Here is a 19,018-nt window from a genome sequence, read left to right on the forward strand (position 1 = left end):
AGTCCGCGCTGCTGCAAGCCGGCGATCACACCCAACTGATCCCGCCCCAGATCCCCGAGGACGCCGCCACGATCATCGAGCAGATCACCGGGCAACCGGGACACTAAGCAAATGCATCAACTCAGGTCTGATGGAGGAAACCCGGATGCTTCGCGGCCGGCGACACCTGACGCCCCTCAGGCTCGGCGCTCGGCAGTATCCGCACCGGCGGCGATGCCATCGAGGATGACGTCGAGGCCGTCGGCGAACCAGTCCCGCTCATCCGGCGGAAGCTCATCGGTGATGAGGGCCCGGAGGCGGGGAAGCGCGTCGAGGTCGACGCCGGCCAGGCGCTGCTGCCAGTTGCGACCCGGGTCGTCCGACGCGGGGTCGGAGTCATCCGGGGAGTGCTGCGCGGCGCCGAGCGCGACGCGGGCGCTGCCGTGGACGTAGTTGTTGATCGTCAGGATCGCCCGTCCCGCCGACAGCGTGGGCAGCCCCAGCTCGTCGAGAGCGGACAGTGCCCACTCCATGGTCGTCAGGGAGGAGAGGCCGAACGGGGGAGCGGGGGTCGCCGTCGCGGTGAGCATCCAGGGGTGGCGGAGGAAGGCGTCCAGGTCATGGCGTGCCAGCGCGTGCATCGCCTCCCGCCAGTTCGCTGCGGCTCGCTCGCGATAGGAGGTGTCGGCGGTGACGTCCTCGACCATCGCGGTGATCAGCTCGTCCTTGTCGGCGACGTGCCGGTACAGCGACATCACGCCCGCACCGAGATGCAGTGCGACCCGTTTCATCGTCATGGCTTCCAGACCGAGCTCATCGGCGACCTCGATCGCCGCCGTGACGATCCTGTCGCGCGTGAGCGGGCCGGAGCGGCCGACGCGGGGACTCATCAAGGACACCTCCGAGGGTGAGCCTAGCGTGTGCGTATCTCGTACGCTACAGTGCGTGCGAGATACGCAACGGAGGGACTTCGCTATGAACACACCACCTTCGGCCGTCGGGTCCAGCTCCCGGTGGCTCGCCCTGGCCGTGCTGACCCTGCCCGTCATCCTCACCTCGATGGACATCACGATCCTGCACATCGCGATCCCCTCCATCACGCGAGAGCTGCAGCCCAGTTCGAGCCAGACGCTGTGGATCCTGGACGCCTACGGCTTCCTGCTCGCCGGGCTGCTGATCGTCATGGGCAACCTGGGGGATCGGATCGGCCGACGGCGACTGCTGATGATCGGCGCATCCGTGTTCGCACTCGCCTCCGCCCTCGCGGCGTTCTCGCCGTCGCCCGAGCTGCTGATCCTCGCCCGCGCCCTGATGGGGATCGGCGGAGCCACCCTGATGCCCTCCACGCTCTCGCTGATCCGGAACCTGTTCACCGACCCGGCCGAGCGCACCCGGGCCATCGGGATCTGGACCGCGAGCCTGTCCGCCGGCATCGCGCTCGGGCCGATCGTCGGCGGGTTCCTGCTTGAGGAGTTCTGGTGGGGCTCGGTCTTCCTGATCAACGTCCCCGTCATTCTCGTCCTGCTGGTCGCCGCCCGCGTTCTGGTCCCGGAGCACCGCAACCATGCATCTCCGCGGCTCGACTTCGCCAGCGTCATGCTCTCGTTCGCCGGGATCATCCCGTTCGTGTGGGCGATCAAGATCATCGCCGAAGACCTGCGGGTCTCGTCCGCAGTCCTCGGTGCGCTAGCCTTCGCCGCGGTCGCGGCCACGGTGTTCATCGCGCGCCAGAGGCGGTTGAGCGATCCGCTGGTCGACATGGCGCTGTTCCGGGGCCCGCGATTCTCGGGCGCCGTCCTCGGAGCCGGGCTGGCCATGTTCTCCCTCGTCGGCGTCATGCTCTACAACGCGCAGTATCTGCAGCTGGTGGTCGGCCTCTCGCCGCTGCCCGCGGGCCTGGCGCTCCTGCCCGTCATGGTCGGGGTCGCTTCGATGTCCGTACTCGCTTCGGTGCTCGTGCGACGGGTCGGCTACCCGGTCGTGTTCGGAGCCGGAGCCGCTCTGGCCGCGGCCGGCATGATCGCCTTCAGTCGCGTACCGGCCGACGACGGACTCCCTCTCGCCGTCGTCGCCTCGGCGTTGATCGGGGCCGGGATCGCCCCGATGATGACCCTGGCCACGGACGTCGTCGTCGGGTCCGTCCCACCGAGCCGCTCCGGGGCGGCCTCGGCGCTGACCGAGACCGCCGCAGAGCTCGGCGCCGCGCTGGGGATCGCCGTGCTCGGATCCGTCGGCACAGCGATCTATCGCTCACGACTGACCGACGCGATCCCGGCCGACGTGCCGGCGGGCACCGCGGACGTGGTGACCTCCAGCCTCGGCGCGGCGCTCGAGATGGCTGGGCATCTGCCGGCGACCGCTGCCGGTCACCTCGCCGAGCAGGCACGGGAATCCTTCGTCGACGGCCTCGCGGTGGCCGCCCTCGTGGGCGGCGTGATTCTTGCGGGAGCCGCCGTGGTCTGTCCGGTGCTGCTGCACCGCGGCGGACCACCCCGGCGCATGGCATCACCCGTCGCGGAGTGACCAGGCAGCGCCGGCTCGGGCGTGGTCCGATCCGGCGCCGGTTCGACGGTTGCGCCGCCCGCCCGGATAATGAGCCGTCGCCCGCCCCCGTGATCGATGAGGTCCCCGCCATGAACGCCCCGTCCCTGGCTCGCGCCGAGCACCGCCGATCCGAGGTCGGCCCGGTCGAGCTGTTCTTCGACCTGGTCTATGTCTTCGCGATCATCCAGCTCTCCCACCTGCTGATCGAGCATCTCTCCTGGGAAGGCGCGGCGGAGACCGTCGTCGTCTTCGCCGCCGTGTGGTGGGGGTGGAACTACACGGCGTGGGCCATGAACTGGCTCGACCCGACCCGCACGATCGTGCAGCTGTTCTCCGGGGTGCTCATGCTCGGCGCGCTGGGCATGTCCATCGCCATCCCCACGGCATTCGGCGACGGCGCCTGGCTGTTCGTCGGCTGCTATCTGTTCATGGGCATCCTGCGCCCGGTGTTCATGATGCTCGCCCACCGGGGCCAGCAGCTCGCGGCCAACTACCGCATGCTGCTGCTGTGGACCCTGCTGGCCGGCATCTTCTGGGTCGCGGGAGCGGCCCTGCCGGCTGAGTGGCGGCTCCTGCTGTGGCTGGTGGCGGTTCTGATCGACTATGCCGCACCGCTGGCCCAGTTCCGCATCCCCGGCGTCGGAGCGGCCCCGATGCACTTGTGGGACACCGACGCCGAGCATCTGGCCGAGCGCAACCGCCTGGTGTTCATCATCGCCCTCGGCGAGTCGATCCTGCTCATGGGCGGGACCATCGTCGACCACGGTCACTTCACCGCGAGCCTGGCCCTCAGCGCGCTCGTCGGGTTCGCCTCCCTGTTCGTGCTGTGGTGGAACTACTTCGCGCTCGCCGGCCCCGAGACCAGCGGCGGGGACGCCTCCACCGGTGCCCTGCGCTCGGCCTACGCCTACGCGCACGCCCTGATGGTCCTCGGCGCGATTCTGGTCGCGGTCTCCATCGAGCTGCGTCTCGCCCACGAGCACCTCACATCAGGGGCCGTGCTGGTGACGACCGCGGGACCGCTGGTCTACCTCGCCGGCAACCTGCTGTTCCTGCGGTCCCGTTTCGGGCGCCTCGCCCGGTCGCGGTTCCTCGCCGCGGCCGTGCTGGTGGCGATCACCGTCGTCGCCCTGCCCTTGGCCGAACAGCTGCCGGTGGTCCTCTTCAGCGTTGCGGTGCTGGCCGTGACGGGCGCGCTCGCCGCGCACACCGCCTACACGACGCGGACCCGGGCGGCGTAAGCGGCGGGGCGCAGCGCTCCACCGATATCGGGCCCGCGCGGGTGTGCGGGTCCGGCCGTCGGCGCTCAGGCCTCGGGGTCCGAGTGCTCGGCGGGGAGGAGCAGGCCGTCCCAGAAGCCGCGCAGGCGCTCGTCGCCGACGGCCAGACGCGCCCGCGGACGCCAGGTCCACGCGGCTGCCCACCCCGCATGCAGAGCGATGTACCCACCGATCGCCGTCATGATGAACATCGGCCACATCTGGGTCCCGATCGCGGCCGCGCCGCCGGAGATGGCGATCACCAGCGCCTCCGCACCCGCCAGCGCATACAGGCCCGCGCGCGTCAGGCGTCCGGCACGACCGGCCGCGGGGTGGGAGACGAGCACGGCAGCCGGGCCAGCCCGTCGCCGCTCGGCGCGGATCCCGCCGATGACCGCGACGATCGCAGCGAGCAGCAGTGGCAGGGTCAGCACGACAGGGAGCGCGACGTCGTTCACGCGGTGCTCATCACGGGGTGACGAGAGAGCGTGCGACGGTCAGGAGGTCATCGACCCGCCGCTCCAGGTTGTCGATCTCCATGGCCTCAGGCCCTCTCGCTTTCGACGCGTGCCAGAATGCGTGCGATGAACCGAGTGGCCGGCTGGGCGCCGGGGGCCTCGTCCGGATGCAGGTCGGTCACGGCCGTCAGCGTAATCGGACCTGCGTGAGCAGGGCACGCCGGCTCACGCGGCGGCCGTCCAGTTCTGGGCCGTCTGTCTTCCGGGCTTATACCGTCGGGGCTTGAATGGTCCGATGCCGCAGCACAGGCCAGGAGGGAGGGCGCATGGCGGGCTCCGGCGAGGTCGCGCTTTTCCGCGCACCCATGCGCTCCCGGGACGATGACGTGCCGGACGGGTCGGGCGTCGCGCGAGCCCTGCGCGAGGGAGTCTGCGGCATGGGCGGAGTCCTGCAGCGTCCGCCCAGCTCGCTGGACGAGGCGATCACTGCTGCAGCCGCTGAGCACGACGAGCGGCTCGCGCGCCGCCTCGAGCGATTCGCGGAAGCACCCGAGGGTGCCTTCGTGTGGACCCGCGATGCCGAGGGCCACTACTGGCTCGGGCCGATAGCCGGCCCCTGGCGGTACGACGAGCGGCAGGCCGCCGTGGCCGCCGATCTGGTTCACGTGCGCGCGTGCAACTGGCGTGACGAGCCGATCGATCCCCGCAGTGTGCCCGCAGCCGTCGTCACCACCTTCGCCCGCGGTGGCCGGAACTGGCAGCGCATACGGTCGGCAGCGGCTTTCGAGGCGACAGCTGCGCTGTAGACGCCGGCTCACAGGTCGTCGAGCCGCCGCAACAGGTAACCGGCGACTGGGGGCGTGGGGAACGGGCACCGGGTCACTGCCCGATACGCTCCTGCGCCTGCGTGCCCACTGGCGAGAAAACGTTGACCAGGTTCCCGTCGGGATCATGGAACAGCAGGGACCGGTTGCCCCACGGCATGGTCGTCGGCTCCTGCACGAACGTCGCGACGATGCCCTGCAACCGGGCATAGGCCGCCTCCACGTCCGCGACGAGGAGATCGAAGGTGACCGAGTGATTCGCGCCGGCGCGGACCGCACCGGCCAGCAGCGGGGCGGTCTGGGAGCTGGCGATGGCGAGAGTGCCGGTGTCTGTCCGCAGCTCGGCGAACAGAGGATGGAGGCGGGTCGCGGCGACCTCGGTGATCTGCTCGTAGAAGGCCACGAGACGGTCGACGTCGTCGGTGATGATGCGGGTGGCGGCAAGCTGCATGAGTGAACTCCTGATCGTGAGCGGCCCGGGCACGGGCTGTGGTCTCGACGCTATGGGAGCTTCCGGTCAGAAATTGCCCGGTATTGAGAGAGACTTGGAGCATGCCAGGCCCTTCCGCGCGAATGCTCCGGTTGCTCGAGCTGCTCCAGTCCGCCCAGATACGCACTGTCGGGGAGCTGGCCGAGCTTCTGGAGGTCGACGAGCGCACGGTGCGCCGCTATGTCGCCCACCTCGCGGAGATGGGCATCGAGATCGACGCGGTGCGGGGGCGCTACGGCGGGTATCGCCTGGCCGCTGGCTCCCGCATGCCGCCGGTCATCCTCGATGACGACGAAGCCGTCGCCGTGATCCTCGGCCTCCTGCGGGCACAGTCCTCGACCGGAGCACCCGACATCGACGCCCAGACCGCGCTGGCGAAGTTCCGGCGCGTCCTGCCCGCGGCGTCGGTGCGCCGGCTCGACCAGCTGATGGCCACCGCCGTGTTCGCCGACGCCCCGTCACCGCGAGAGGGGGCTGACGGCGACGCTCCCGACGGCAGCATCCTGCTGGCGCTCGCCGACGCGATCAGCGAGCGCCAGCCGCTCCAGATGCGCTACCGCAACGCCGACGGAGAACCCTCGCTGCGCACGGTCCATCCTTACGATCTCGTCGCCCGCGCCGGGCGCTGGTACCTCGTCGCCCTCGATGTCGCCCGAGGCGAGGAGCGCACGTTCCGCCTCGACCGCGTCCGCACGGCGCGCGCAGTGCCGGGCACCTTCGTGGCGCCCTCACCACGCGATGCGGCACGCCGCCTGGTCGACGGGTTCGCCGCCGCGGACTATCGCTGGCTGGTGCGCCTCCGCCTCCGCGCCTCCCGCGACCACATCCGCGCACACCTCCCGGACTCCGTGGCCCAGCTCCAGCCGTGCGACGGGGATGACGAGAAGAACGATCCGGGGGATGAGCCGTGGTCCCGGGCCGAGATCCGGGCTCAGCACCTGGATTGGCTGCCCGGGGTGATCGCTGCGCTCGGATGCCCCGTGCTCATCGAGGAGCCGGAGGAGCTGCGCGACCTCGCGCGCGTCGCGGCCGCCCGACTGCTGCGCGCCGCCGGCGACGAGGCGGAGTGAGCGCGACGCGGAGTCATGAGCTCGGCGGAGAGCGGTGAGCGCGACGAGAGGTGGCAGGCATGGTTCTCGTGCACCGTCGCGGGGCCCAGGGCCGGTGCGTGCCCGGCGAGAACTCACTCGGTCCCGGGCCGTCCGCGGTTCCGTTTGATCTGCGCGCGGCGGCGTTTTCCTTCCAGTCGGCGACGCTGAGATCCCTTCGTCGGCCGTGTCGATCGGCGTGCCACCGGTGGGACCAGGGACTCGCGCAGGAGCGCAGCCAGGCGTTCCCGGGCGGCGGTGCGATTCCGGCGCTGTGCGCGGTTCTCCTCGGCGCTGATCGTGAGCGTCGTTCCCGAGAGCCGCGCAGCGAGCCGGTCCATGGCCCGTTCGCGCTGGGTATCGCTGAGCGCCGTCGTGGTCGCGAGATCGAGGCTGAGCTGGACGCGGGAATCTGTGGTGTTCACGCCCTGGCCGCCCGGCCCGGAGGAGCGGGAGAACTGCTCGGTCAGGTCCGCCGCCGGGATCCGTAGACCGCGGGGCGCGCCGGGGCCCGGAGGCACGTACAGATCGTCCATGCCTCGAGTGTGCCCGGTCGCGAGGGGATGTGCAGAGCTCAGCGTGCTCGCTCACGCGCGTCGGCGCGGCGCAGCTTCTCCCGCAGCGCCTGCCGATCGGCATCGGCCCACGGGCCGGACTCCGTGAGCGGGATATCGACCAGGAAGCGCCGCTCCGTCTCGGGGATGCGGGCCACCAGCAGATCGGGATCGCGCTCCGCGGTGGCGTACAGATCCGGTCCGTCCGCGTAGTAGGGGTCCGCCAGGACGAGCCGCCCTGTCCGATTGCGCATGATGTTGGACGGGTTCTCATCGAGGGGGCCGCACCATGGGAGATCGCGCCGGGCCTCGAGGTGGATCTCGACCACCAGAGCCGCGAGCTCCGCGAGCTCCGGCTCGGGCGCCTCGAGACGGGCCAAGAATTCCTGCGCCTCCGGGACGGACACCGCGCTCAGGCGCTCCATCAGCTGGAGATCACCGCCCCCGGCCAGCCGGCGGTGCGCGAACAGCTGCGGTACACGCCCCGTCGGGGCGGCCGCGCGGTACAGCCGCGCCGTATAGGGGCCGACGGGATCGAAGGGGCTGAGTCGCGCGACGACGTCACCGTCCGGGGAGGCGAGCGCGATCGCCCAGTCACCGGCGCCGCACCGCGCCCATCCGGCACTGCGCAGTGCCCGCTCCACATCGGTGTGCGTGGAGTCGAGCGTGACCGCGCCGGTCGCGGCCCGCACCGCGGTGTCCATGGCGGTGACCATAGCGGCCCGGGGCCGCCGCGGCACAGCGAATAACCGCGCGGCGACGGAACCTAGTCCAGGCTGTCCTCCTCGCGCAGCCGGGGCTCGACGCGTCGCTCGGGGGAGTGGCCGGCCTTGTCGGCGTAGAAGGCGCGGATGCGATCCATGTCCTCGGCGACGTTGCCGGTCAGCTCGAACGTCGGTCCGAGTCCGGTGGTCATCGTGGTGCGGTCGACGAATCCGAGAGTGACCGGAATTCCGGCCCCGCGGGCGATGCGGTAGAAGCCGGACTTCCAATGCGTGTGCTCTCCGCGGGTGCCGTCGGGGGTGACGACCAGGCCGAAGGTCTCGCCCGCACGTGAACGCCGAACCACGTCGTCGACCACCCGACCGGCATCCTCGCGATCCACCGGGATCCCGCCGAGTGCGCGCATGATCGGGCCCCGCCAGGTGGTGAACAGGCTGTGTTTGCCCAGCCAGTGCAGCCGGATCCCGAGCCGCCAGGCGATGGCGAGCATGAACACGAAGTCCCAGTTGGAGGTGTGCGGGGCGCCGACCAGCACGGTGGGACGATCAGGCTTGGGCTCGGTCACCAACCTCCAGCGGCTGATCGACCAGAACGCGCGGGCGGCGAGGTGGCGGAGCATGCGCTCAATCTAGAGCACGGGGGTGAGGATCCCGGCACGGGGCCCTCTGTGAGGCAGGGGCAGGACCGGGAGGAGCCGGACCGGGAGAGGCAGGACCGGGAGGAGCCGTTCGGCGAGGCTGACAGCGACGGAGCAGCGGCGTCAGGCCTCTCCATCCGCCGTCGGCCAGGCATTGGGTCGACAGCCCTGGAGGTCGATGCTCTGCTGCAGCATCACCGGCGCCGCGAGTCCGTCCCCGCCGCACGAGACGTGCTGATGGCCGAGGAAATGCCCCACTTCGTGATTGACCAGGTACGCGCGATACTCATCGAGGTCGTCGTACGTCGGCGTCATGTGCGTCCAGCGATCCGAGTTCAGCGCGACATCCTCACCGATCCGGCAGCTCCAGAGCCCGTTGGTCCTCGCCGGCAGGCACATCTGATCGACCGTGGGCGGCGAGGCGAGGGAGATCGTGAAGTCCGCCTGGCCGGGGTCGGAGATCTGCTGGAAGTGGACGTCCTCGGTGCTCTGCCAGCCGCGGTCGTCCCCGAGGATCTCCGCGATCGTTCGTGCCGTCTCCTCGGCGTCGATACCGATCCCGTTCTCGACGCGCAGCGCATAGGTGTGGACCGTCTCCGATGTCGGCTCGGCGCTGGTGACCGGTTGCGCCGTGGTCCAGGTGCCGTCGCCGACGGTGCCGGACTGCACGATCTCCTCGTCCCGCGCGTCCGGTTCGTCGGTCGACGTCGACGTCGGCGTTGCGGCCTCGGCGACGGCCGACGGGGTCTCGGTCTCGCTGGGGGCCGCGGGGCTCTGGTCACTCGGGCCCGGTGCCGGCGAGGAGTTCTCCGGCGGGGCGAACGGCGTGATGCTGAGGACCAGCGCCACGCCCGTGACCAGCCCCGCGGCGGCGACGATCCCCGACCGGAGCAGGCGCCCGCGCCGGGTGAGGACGATCCGGGAACGGGCCGTTGATGTCCTGGGCACGCATCAACGATACGGGCTCGTCCGAGCGAACAGGCAGGCACGCCACACCGGGAACGACAACTGCCGAACTCTGTGATCGACCTGATGGAGAGCCGGGACCGGCGCCCGTCGGGACGCCGCAGTCAGGCCCTCTCCTCGCGCAGCAACACCGTGGCGGTGATGGCATCGCCGACATCGATCTGTTCGGCACGCTGGACCGCGACCTTGATGGGCAGCAGGAACCGCCCGTCCTTGGGCCACATCGCGGTATCGAACTCGGTGTCCCCGATCGTGGCGACGACGGGGACCTGACCCCAGTACATGAACCCACGAGCGGCGTCTCTCACGTCGTGAGAGATGTCTGCCGGCAAGGGCGCGAAGACGTACGGGGCCGGGCCCCGCCACGGGATCAGCTCTGCCGTGAACTCCCACTCCATGGCTCTGAGAGTAGCGGCGGCGCGACCCCACCGCACCGGTGGGGTCGCGCCGTGCCATGCGGGACGACACGTGGCNCGACCGCTGCGGCGGAGCCGGCGAGCGCCGGATAATCGGTGTATCCGCGCTCGTCCCCGCTGTAGAACCTCGTGGGGTGGGGCTCGTTGAACGGTCCACCGACGGCCAGACGGGCCGGCAGGTCCGGGTTCGCCAGGAACATCCGTCCGAAGGTGAGGACGTCGGCCGTGCCGTCCTCGAGGAGCGCGAGCTGCTTCGGACCCGTGGGCTCCGCCCCCGTGAACGGGTTCAGCACGAGCGTCGACGGCCACAGCGACCTGACTTGGTGGGTGAAGGCCCGCTGGCGATCCTCGAGCAGGTGCAGGTACGCCAGATCCAGGTCGGCGAGGCCGCGTACGAGGTGCTCGTAGACGCGGCGCACGTCCTCGACATCGGTCTCCTCGATCCCGTTCAGCGGATTGCCGGGGGAGATGCGGAAGCCGACGCGGTCTGCGCCGATCTCGCCGGCGACCTCGCGGGCCACGAGCAGGCCGAAGCGGGTGCGGCCCTCCAGGGAGCCGCCCCAGCGGTCCTGACGCCGATTGGTGTTCGGCGCGAGGAACTGGTGGATCAGGTACCCGTTGGCGCCGTGCAGTTCGACCCCGTCGAAGCCGGCGTCCACCGCGTGACGCGCCGCCCGCACGAAGTCGCCAATCGTCTGCTCGATCTCCTCCTCGCTCAGCTCACGGGGCGCGGCGAGGTCCTTCTTCCCCTCGCTGGTGTGGACGTATCCCTCGGCCCGCACGGCCGACGGCGCGACCGGCTGCAGGCGGCCGGGGGTCAGCAGCGGATGGCCGATGCGGCCGGTGTGCATGAGCTGGGCGACGATGCGCCCGCCCTCGGCGTGCACGGCCGACGTGACCGATTTCCATGCCTCGACCTGCTCGACGGTGTGCAGTCCCGGGGTGTCCGGGTATCCCTGGCCCACCTCCGAGGGCTGGATGCCCTCGGTGACGATCATTCCTGCGGAGGCCCGCTGGCGGTAGTACTCGGCGTTCAGGGACGTGACGGTGGCGCCGGGCCCGTAGGCGCGGCTGCGAGTCATGGGGGACATGGCGATGCGGCTGTGAAGCTCGATAGATCCCAGGGTGAGTGGTTCGAAAGCGATGGACATCAGGGAGTTCCTCTCGGTCGGGCGACGTGTCGCGCAAGCCAATGCTTCGACATCGAAGTAATATGACCATAGCAGTGCTTCGAGATCGAAGCAATGGGCATGGTGTCGAGCAGCGACAGCGACGTTCGAGGACAATGGGCTGATGGCTGAGGACCGACAGATCTCCCCCCGCGAGCTCGGGGTGTACTTCGCCCTGATGGAGTCCGCGACCCTGCTGCGCTACCAGGTCGAGCAGCAGCTCAAGGTCGATGCCGGGCTGGGGTACGTGCAGTTCGAGATGCTCGCGACCCTGGTCGATGCCGGGGGAGAGATGACGATGACGGCGCTGGCCGATCAGCTCGTCCACAGCCGCAGCGGTCTCACCCACCAGGCGGGGCTGCTGGAGAAGTCCGGGTTGATCGCGCGGTCTCCGCACCCGAGGGACCAGCGGTCGACGCTGGTGCAGATCACCGAGGCGGGGCGCGACGCGGTGGCGACGGTGATGCCCGGCCATATCGCGATCGCGCGCGAACTGTTCCTCGACGAGCTGAGCCCCGAGGAGCTCGAGGCCCTCGACGCGGTGCTGCCCCGGGTGCGCGAACACATGCGGGCCAGTACCGAGGCGCGTTCGAAGCGATCTCGCTAGGACCCGCTCAGCTGTCCGCTTCCCGCAGCGCCCTCCCGGTCGCCGTCTCCGGCAGGCCGCTCACGGGGCCGGTGAACAGCACCGTCCCGCCATGGCGACCGGGACCCGGCCCCAGATCAATGACCCAGTCCGCCCGGCGGATGACATCGAGGTTGTGCTCGATGACCACGACGGTGTGGCCGTGATCGATCAACTCGTCGAGGACGGACAGCAGCGTGGTGATGTCCCGCAGATGCAGACCCGTCGTCGGCTCATCGAGCACGTAGATGCTCGGGGCGTCGGCATCCCGCAGCTCCTTGGCGATCTTCACCCGCTGTGCCTCGCCGCCGGAGAGGGTGTTCAGGGACTGGCCTAGCCTCAGATACCCCAGGCCCACGCGATCAAGATGCTGCAGCTTCGAACGGATGGAGCGGTCCTGGAGACGCTCGAGCGCCTCGGTGATGCTCAGATGCTCGATGTCGGAGATCGTGAGCCCGTCGAGAGTGTGCGAGAGCGCCTCAGCGGTGAATCTGGTGCCGTGGCATGCCGGGCACACGGTCTCCTGGCCGTCCATGAAGGCGAGGTCCGTGTACAGCACGCCGAGCCCGTCGCACTCGGGGCATCCGCCGGTGGAGTTCGCGCTGAACAGGCCTTCCGGGGCTCCGGTCTCACGCGCGAACAGCTTTCTGATCGCAGTCGCGATGCCGGTATAGGTGATCGGCGTGGAACGTCTGTTCGCGGCCACGGGGCGTTGGTCCACGACGATCGCCGGATGCTGGTCGACGAGTTCGGTCGCGAGGCTGGACTTGCCCGATCCTGCCACGCCGGTCAGAACCGTCATGACGCCGGTGGGGATCCGCTCGGTCACATCCTGGAGGTTGTTCCGCCGGGCGCTCTCGACGCGGACCCAGTCCCGAGGTACCCGCGGGGTCTGCACCGTGGGCCGCTGAGCGGCCAGGGCATGTCCTGTGGGGGTGTCGGCCTCGCGCAGCTGCTCGAAGCTGCCCTGGAACACGAGCCGCCCGCCCTGTTCGCCGGCACCGGGCCCGATCTCGACGATCTCGTCGGCCATCGCCATCAGTGCCGGATCGTGCTCGACCACCAGCACCGTGTTGCCCCGGTCGCGCAGCTGCTGCAGCAGTTCCGCCATGTCGGCGACGTCGCTCGGATGCAGGCCGACGGTGGGTTCGTCGACCACGTAGAGCATCTCGATCAGGCTCGAGCCCAGGTGCTTGACCGCCTTGATGCGCTGGGACTCCCCGCCGGAGAGCGTGGTGGTGGCGCGCGCGAGGTGCAGATAGCCCAATCCCACCGTGATCATTGCCTGGAGTCGTTCACGCAGCGCCTGCACGGCGGACCCGACCCCGGGCGCATCGATCCCGCGGAGCACGTCGCGCAGCTCGGGGATCTCCAGGCGGCTCATCTGCCCGATCGTGAGTCCCCGGACGGTGGCGATGCGCGCCGCCTCGTGCAGTCGTTCGCCCTCGCACTCGGGGCACGTCGCTGCGTGTGTGAACTCCTCGATCGTGCGGCGCTTGCGCTCGGAGGGCTCGTCGGAGGTGCGGAGGTAGATGCGCTCGAAGCGCTCGAGGACACCCTCGTAGTCCGACGGGGGCCTGGTCCCGAGCGCGGCGGCATGCTGCCCGCCGTACAGCAGGGCGTCGCGCTCGCGCTGCGTCCATTCCCTCAGCGGCGCCTCCGCGTCGAACGTGCCGATATCGGCATACTGCGCGTACCAGTAGCCGCCCTCGCCGAAACCGGGCAGCCGGATCGCCCCCTCGGAGAGGCTGCGATCCAGATCGAGGACGCGATCGACCGCCGGTGAGAGCACCTCGCCCAGCCCATCGCAGCGCGGGCACATGCCCGAGCGGTCGTTGAAGGAGAAGCAGTTGGACTCGCCGACGAATGGTGTGCTCAGTCGGGAGAACAGCAGCCGCAGATATGTCCAGGTGTCGGTGACGGTCCCGACCGTGGAACGAGCGTTGCCGCCCAGGCGTCGCTGGTCGATGACGATCACCGGCGACAGTCCGTCGATGGAGCCGACCTCCGGTCGGGTCCACTTCGGCAGGCGGTTGCGGGCGAACGGCGGGAACGTCTCGTTCAGTTCGGCGCCCGCTTCTGCGGCGATCGTGTCGAAGACCAGTGACGATTTCCCGGACCCGGAGATCCCGGCGAACACCACCAGCTGATGACGCCCGATGGTCAGATCGAGGTGGTCGAGATTGTTGGTGCGTGCATCCCGGATCCGGATCATGTGCTCGCGCATGAGGTCAACGGTAGAGCCAGATGCGGCCGGATCCTGGCCGCATTCCGTGCGAGGATCGCGGCGTGCCCGATGTGACCCGGCGGATGCTCGACCTGCTGACCCTGCTGCAGACCGGCAGGGAGTACTCCTGCGCCGGCCTGGCCGGCAGTCTGGGGGTCAGCGAGCGCACCGTCCGGCGCGACGTGGACCGGCTGCGCGGTTACGGGTACCCGGTGCGAACCCGCCCCGGTCCCGGTGGGCACTATCGCCTCGCGGCAGGGCGGGCGATGCCGCCTGTGATGCTGGAGGACGACGAGGCAGTAGCGATCCTGCTCGGTCTCGCGGCGTCCTCCGCGGGCAGTCCGGGCGAGCCGGGGAGCATCCGCGAGGCGGCCTCTCGTGCCTATGGCAAGCTCGAGCAGATCCTGCCCTCCCGGCTGACTCCGATGGTGACGTCGCTGCGCACGAGCCTGGAGGCCGATTCGTTGCCGACGGTCGATGCCGGGATAGCTGACATCTATGCCCTCGCGACGGCTATCCGCGACCGCCGCGTGGTCGAGTTCGAGTATCGGCGGGCGGGTGACGCCGGAGCCTCGGAGCCGCCGAGTCGTCGGCGCGTCGAACCGCACCGGCAGGTCCACCATCTCCTGCGCTGGTATCTCGTGGCCTGGGACCAGGACAAGCAGGACTGGCGCATCTTCCGCCTCGATCGTCTCCGCGCGCTCCGTCAGCGCACGCAGACCTTCGAGCCGCGCTCCCTCCCGACCGGTACTGCGCTGGATCAGGTGCAGGCAGGGGCCAACCGTGACCGCACCAGGGTGGTGCTGACCGTCGAGGCGTCACCTGCCGAGGTCGCGGCAGCGCTGCCCTACGAGGCCCTGGAGCTGCATTCCGCTCAGCACGGATACACGCGCGTGGTGCTCCACAGCGAGAGCTGGCGATGGCTGCTGCTCCAGCTCAGCCACCTGGACCGCCCCGTCGTGGTCCATGAACCTCGGGATTGGGCCGAGCAGATCCGTCGCGTCGCCGGCACGCTGCTCCGGGACACGGGGCATCCCGGGTTCCGCGGCCCGGAATAGACTCCCCGAGGATGAGCGCATCGGACCCCGATACCACGGCTCGAGGACGCCTCGGGCCCGTCTTCTACGCCTCGCTGACCCTGTCGGTCGCCTTCGTGATCGTCGGGATGCTGCTGCCGGTCGCGCTCTCCGACTCTCTGGCAGCGATTCGCGGGGTCGTGGTCGGCACCTTCGGGCCCGTGTACCCGGTGACCGTGACGCTGCTGCTGACCTTCGTCGTCGTCCTCGCGTTCCTGCCCGTCGGGCGGGTGCGGCTGGGCGGGCCGGAGGCGGAGCCGGAGTTCGGCGCGGTGTCCTGGATCGCGATGCTCGTCAGCGCGGGGGTGGGGCTCAGCTTCCTGTTCTGGGGAGCGGCCGAGCCGCTCATCCACCTCGCCGAGCCGCCGCACGGCACCGCCGAGCCTGGCTCGAGGGAGGCCGCCCGCGCGGGGATGCGCTACGCGTTCCTGTTCTGGGGCCCGCACGCGTGGGGAATCTACGCGGCCGTCGCGATCGCCATCGGGTACGCGGGCTTCAACCGCGGCAGCGGCATGCTGGTCAGCTCCGCCTTGCGCCCGCTGCTGGGGCGGCTCGCCGACGGCTGGGCGGGGCACGTGATCGACACTCTCGCCGTGCTCGCGATCCTGTTCGGCGTCGCCACGTCCCTGGGGCTCGGCACCGGTGAACTCAACGCCGGCCTCGCCGACCGGTTCGGTGTGGCCGACTCCTACGGGGTGAAGATCCTGATCATCGCCGCACTGATGACGTTCGCGACCATCTCGTCCATGACAGGGCTCGGGCGTGGGATCCGATGGCTGAGCCTCGCCAACGCCGCCTGTGCGGCGTGCTCCTCGTGCTCGTGCTCCTCAGCGGTCCCACCGCCGCGATCCTGTCGACGCTGAGCACCGGCGTCGCGGACTATGCGCGCGGGTTCGGCGGGATGAGCCTGGCGACCGAGGGCGGGGCGGGCAGCTCGTGGACGGGGGAGTGGATCTACTTCTTCTGGGCGTGGTGGATCGGATGGGCGCCGTTCGTCGGCACGTTCATCGCGCGCATCTCGCGGGGTCGCACCATCCGCGGCATCGTCGTCGGCGTCGTGCTGGCCCCCAGCCTGATCAGCGTGGTGTGGTTCTCGGTCTTCGGAGGCACCTCCCTCGAGCGGGAGCTCAGCGGCGCCGTCTCGGTCTCCGGCATCGCCGGGCAGGCGAAGTCTGTGGCAACGTTCGCGGTGTTCGACACGCTGCCGCTGACGGGATTCGTTCTCGCGCTGCTGGTCCCGGTCCTGGCGCTGCTGTTCATCACCTCAGCGGACTCGGCCTCGTTCATGCTCGGCAGCACCACCACCGGGGGCGGGCTGAAGCCGCCGCGACCGGTGCGCCTGATGTGGTCGTTCGGGGCGGCCTTCGCCGCGGTGCTGCTGCTCAGCGGAGGGCAGGACGATCTGCGCAGCGCCGCGGTCATCGCCGCGGTGCCCTTCACGCTGATCCTGCTCGGCCTCGGGATCTCCCTGGTCATGATGCTGTGGCGTGACCGGAGGCGGCCCGACGGATCGCAGCCGGGGGCAGTGTCGCGCTCGTGAGCGCGGCGCCGTCGGGCCCTCCGCCCCGCGACGGGCCCGACGGATCAGCTGTGGTGCGCTCGGCCGCCTTCAGCTCGCAGCGGGCTCCGCCTCCGCGGGGGACGACGGGCCGGCCTCGGACCTGCGCGAGCGCGCATCCCGGAGGAAGAATGCGCCGACGATGCCGAGGGCGGCGACCACTCCGGCCACGATGAAGGCGACATTGACGCCGTGGACCGCGCCGGCCATGCCGTACTTCTCGGGATCGCGCGCCGCCGCGGACATCACGGTCACCAGCACTGCGGTGCCCACCGAGGCGGCGATCTGTCGCAGCGTGTTGTTCAGTGCTGTGCCGTGCGGGATGAGGTGCGGGGGGAGCTGGTTCAGTGCCGCCGTGGTGACCGGCATGATCACCATGGCCGTGCCCAGCATGCGCACGCTGTTGACGATCGCGATGTAGGCGAACGTGGTCTCCGGGGTCAGCGTGGCGAGCATGAACGTGGAGACCGCAACCAGCGAGAAGCCGGGGATGGCGAGCCACTGCGCCCCGAACCGGTCGAAGATGCGCCCGGTGACCGGGGACATCAGTCCCATCACGACGGCGCCGGGCAGGAGCACGAGGCCGGAGGAGACCGCTGAGTGCCCGGCCATGTTCTGCATGAACAGCGGGATCAGCAGCATGCCGCCGATCATCGCGATGAACACGATCATGCCCAGCGCGGTGCCGAGGGTGAAGATGCGGTAGCGCAGCACCCGGAACTCGAGGAGCGGCTCGTCCAGGCGCAGCTGGCGCCGGATGAACCACGCCAGGGCGAGGGCGCCGACGGCCAGCGGCACGATCGCCTCGGGGCTGGTCCAGCTGGTGTTGCCGGCGTTGCCGAGGCCGAACAGCAGTCCACCGAATCCGACCGTGGACAGGATGACCGAGAGCACGTCGAGGGTCGGGAAGGTGCGCTCGGTGACGTTCTTGAGGATGAAGTGGGCGACGATCATGTCGATGACGGCGATGGGCAGCATCATCAGGAACAGGGTCTGCCAGGGCAGATGATCGACGATCCAGCCGGACAGGCTCGGGCCGATCGCCGGGGCGAAGGCGATCACCAGGCCGAAGGTCCCCATCGCCGTGCCGCGCTTCTCGATCGGGAAGACGACGAACAGGATGTTCTGCATCAGCGGCATGATGATGCCGCCGCCGGCCGCCTGGATCACGCGACCCACCAGCAGGATGCCGAAGGCCGGCGCCACGGCGCACAGCAGGGTGCCCACGGTGAACAGGCCCATCGCGGCGAAGAACAGGGTGCGGGTCGTGTACTTCTGGACCAGGAACGCGGTGACCGGGATCATGATCCCGTTGACCAGCATGAACGTCGTGGTCACCCACTGTGCGGAGACCGCGGTGATGCCGAAGTCGCGCATGAACGCCGGTAGCGCGGTATTCAGCAGCGTCTGGTTCAGGATGACGACGAACGCGCCGGAGACCAGCACCGCCAGGACGGCGTTGCGGTTGACCGTGCTCGGCGTCGCGGATCCGGTGTCCGTGCCCGTCCCTGGCGGGGCCGGCCTGCTGCTCTTCTCTGTCTCAGTGGTCACGCGAAGGTCTCCTCCAGGTCTGGTGCGGTCGGTTCGTGCGCCGGCCGGGATGGTGCAGGGTGTGTCGTCGTCCGTCGTCCGTCGTCCGTCGTCCGCGGGCTGGGTGCTCAATGGGCGGGGGAGGGCTGTGCTCCCAGCAGATCGCCCTGTTCGAGGAGCGCGAAGCCTTTGTCGATCTGGCGTTCCAGGCTCTGCTCCCCGTCGGTGCTCCAGCGGCGCATCGCCACCCGCAGCGTGCTAACGGCGATCGCCGCGAGCAGGTCCGGGCGGAGGTCGGGCCCGGGGTCGGTCCCGAGCCTCTCGGCGAGGGCCTCGGCAAGGGCTCGTTCGACCCAGGCGTAGTGCGTGAGCTGGCGGGCCATCAGGGGCGGGTGCTCCTGGACCAGCTTCTTGCGCGCCAGCGCCCGTCGGCGACCCATGTGGTTCGTCCCGAAGAAGTCGCACTGGGCGAGCACGACGCGCAGCGCCTGCAGCGGCGACTCCTCGGAGGGGCGCTCCAGCAGCATCCGCTGGATCTCCTCCACGGGCACCGCCGGTTCGGCGACCAGGGCATCCTCCTTGCGGGCGAAGTAGTTGAAGAACGTCCGCGGAGCCACCATGACGGTCTCGCTGATCGCTTCGACCGTCAGCGCCTCGATCCCGTACTCGAGCGCGAGATCCAGGGCGCTGTCCTTGAGCGCCTGACGGGTCTCGAGCTTCTTCTGCTCGCGCCGTCCCACGGCTTCCTGTGCTGCGTCCAAGTTCCTCATTGATTTTTACAGTACGTGCAAGTTTGCACGGCATGCAAGGTTCGTCGTGTGTGCGCCTCATCGCGTCGGGGTTCGGGACGGCGGCGGTGCGGCCGCGTGCGAGGGGTCGGCGGGCGCCGGGCCGT

General features: G+C 70.0%; 18 protein-coding genes and 1 pseudogene. 7 read left to right on the plus strand and 12 right to left on the minus strand.

What is annotated here, in order from left to right; genetic code table 11:
• Positions 1-176: 176 nt before the first annotated feature.
• Entirely contained in the window at positions 177-869 is a 693-nt protein-coding gene (locus ACFQS2_RS07670; protein ID WP_377019446.1) for a TetR/AcrR family transcriptional regulator, read from the minus strand.
• 85 nt (positions 870-954) lie between these two features.
• Between ACFQS2_RS07670 and ACFQS2_RS07675 the strand changes: the two genes are divergently transcribed.
• A complete protein-coding gene (locus ACFQS2_RS07675; RefSeq protein ID WP_377019445.1) occupies positions 955-2,502 on the plus strand; it encodes an MFS transporter in 1,548 nt (515 codons plus the stop codon).
• A gap of 110 nt (positions 2,503-2,612) precedes the next feature.
• A complete protein-coding gene (locus ACFQS2_RS07680) occupies positions 2,613-3,764 on the plus strand; it encodes a low temperature requirement protein A (protein WP_377019443.1) in 1,152 nt (383 codons plus the stop codon).
• Between the two features lie 65 nt (positions 3,765-3,829).
• Here ACFQS2_RS07680 and ACFQS2_RS07685 read toward each other — a convergent pair whose 3' ends face one another.
• A complete protein-coding gene (locus ACFQS2_RS07685; protein ID WP_377019442.1) occupies positions 3,830-4,240 on the minus strand; it encodes a hypothetical protein in 411 nt (136 codons plus the stop codon).
• Positions 4,241-4,566: 326 nt separating this feature from the next.
• Here ACFQS2_RS07685 and ACFQS2_RS07690 point away from each other — a divergent pair, with 326 nt between their 5' ends.
• Complete coding sequence (locus tag ACFQS2_RS07690; protein ID WP_377019440.1) at positions 4,567-5,046, plus strand: GAF domain-containing protein; 480 nt, start codon at positions 4,567-4,569, stop codon at positions 5,044-5,046.
• Between the two features lie 73 nt (positions 5,047-5,119).
• On the opposite strand, the gene ACFQS2_RS07695 is transcribed toward ACFQS2_RS07690, so the two are convergent.
• Entirely contained in the window at positions 5,120-5,515 is a 396-nt protein-coding gene (locus ACFQS2_RS07695) for a VOC family protein (RefSeq protein ID WP_377019439.1), read from the minus strand.
• Between the two features lie 101 nt (positions 5,516-5,616).
• Here ACFQS2_RS07695 and ACFQS2_RS07700 point away from each other — a divergent pair, with 101 nt between their 5' ends.
• Positions 5,617-6,624, plus strand: coding sequence for a helix-turn-helix transcriptional regulator (locus ACFQS2_RS07700; RefSeq protein ID WP_377019438.1), 1,008 nt, complete (start codon positions 5,617-5,619; stop codon positions 6,622-6,624).
• A gap of 113 nt (positions 6,625-6,737) precedes the next feature.
• On the opposite strand, the gene arfB is transcribed toward ACFQS2_RS07700, so the two are convergent.
• The 6 genes from arfB to ACFQS2_RS07730 all read right to left on the minus strand — a co-directional run bounded on the left by arfB (position 6,738) and on the right by ACFQS2_RS07730 (position 11,089).
• A complete protein-coding gene (gene arfB / locus ACFQS2_RS07705) occupies positions 6,738-7,178 on the minus strand; it encodes an alternative ribosome rescue aminoacyl-tRNA hydrolase ArfB (protein ID WP_377793247.1) in 441 nt (146 codons plus the stop codon).
• A 38-nt stretch (positions 7,179-7,216) separates the two neighbouring features.
• Entirely contained in the window at positions 7,217-7,900 is a 684-nt protein-coding gene (locus ACFQS2_RS07710; protein ID WP_377793248.1) for a hypothetical protein, read from the minus strand.
• A gap of 62 nt (positions 7,901-7,962) precedes the next feature.
• Entirely contained in the window at positions 7,963-8,538 is a 576-nt protein-coding gene (locus ACFQS2_RS07715) for a 1-acyl-sn-glycerol-3-phosphate acyltransferase (protein ID WP_377793249.1), read from the minus strand.
• Between the two features lie 141 nt (positions 8,539-8,679).
• Positions 8,680-9,504: a DUF3152 domain-containing protein gene (locus ACFQS2_RS07720; protein WP_377793250.1), complete on the minus strand. Its 825-nt coding sequence runs from the start codon at positions 9,502-9,504 to the stop codon at positions 8,680-8,682.
• Between the two features lie 122 nt (positions 9,505-9,626).
• The gene (locus ACFQS2_RS07725; RefSeq protein ID WP_377793251.1) at positions 9,627-9,920 is read right to left on the minus strand and encodes a DUF1905 domain-containing protein; all 294 of its coding nucleotides are present in this window, start codon (positions 9,918-9,920) and stop codon (positions 9,627-9,629) included.
• Positions 9,893-11,089, minus strand: a complete 1,197-nt coding sequence (locus tag ACFQS2_RS07730; protein WP_377793252.1) for an alkene reductase — start codon at positions 11,087-11,089, stop codon at positions 9,893-9,895. The genes ACFQS2_RS07725 and ACFQS2_RS07730 overlap by 28 nt, the downstream gene beginning before the upstream one ends.
• Positions 11,090-11,231: 142 nt before the next feature.
• On the opposite strand from ACFQS2_RS07730, the gene ACFQS2_RS07735 reads away from it, so the two are divergent.
• A complete protein-coding gene (locus ACFQS2_RS07735) occupies positions 11,232-11,714 on the plus strand; it encodes a MarR family winged helix-turn-helix transcriptional regulator (RefSeq protein ID WP_377793253.1) in 483 nt (160 codons plus the stop codon).
• 7 nt (positions 11,715-11,721) lie between these two features.
• Here the strand turns inward: ACFQS2_RS07735 and ACFQS2_RS07740 are convergent, their stop codons facing one another.
• Positions 11,722-13,959, minus strand: a complete 2,238-nt coding sequence (locus tag ACFQS2_RS07740) for an ATP-binding cassette domain-containing protein (RefSeq protein WP_377793254.1) — start codon at positions 13,957-13,959, stop codon at positions 11,722-11,724.
• Positions 13,960-14,021: 62 nt separating this feature from the next.
• Between ACFQS2_RS07740 and ACFQS2_RS07745 the strand changes: the two genes are divergently transcribed.
• The gene (locus ACFQS2_RS07745; protein WP_377793255.1) at positions 14,022-15,017 is read left to right on the plus strand and encodes a helix-turn-helix transcriptional regulator; all 996 of its coding nucleotides are present in this window, start codon (positions 14,022-14,024) and stop codon (positions 15,015-15,017) included.
• A gap of 107 nt (positions 15,018-15,124) precedes the next feature.
• Positions 15,125-16,575, plus strand: a pseudogene (locus ACFQS2_RS07750) (BCCT family transporter).
• A gap of 69 nt (positions 16,576-16,644) precedes the next feature.
• Here the strand turns inward: ACFQS2_RS07750 and ACFQS2_RS07755 are convergent.
• Positions 16,645-18,144, minus strand: a complete 1,500-nt coding sequence (locus ACFQS2_RS07755) for an MDR family MFS transporter (protein ID WP_377793256.1) — start codon at positions 18,142-18,144, stop codon at positions 16,645-16,647.
• Positions 18,145-18,251: 107 nt separating this feature from the next.
• Positions 18,252-18,884, minus strand: a complete 633-nt coding sequence (locus tag ACFQS2_RS07760) for a TetR/AcrR family transcriptional regulator (RefSeq protein ID WP_377793257.1) — start codon at positions 18,882-18,884, stop codon at positions 18,252-18,254.
• Between the last annotated feature and the right edge of the window lie 134 nt (positions 18,885-19,018).

It is taken from the genome of Brachybacterium sp. GCM10030267 (genome assembly GCF_042666875.1).
Classification (GTDB): Bacteria; Actinomycetota; Actinomycetes; order Actinomycetales; family Dermabacteraceae; genus Brachybacterium.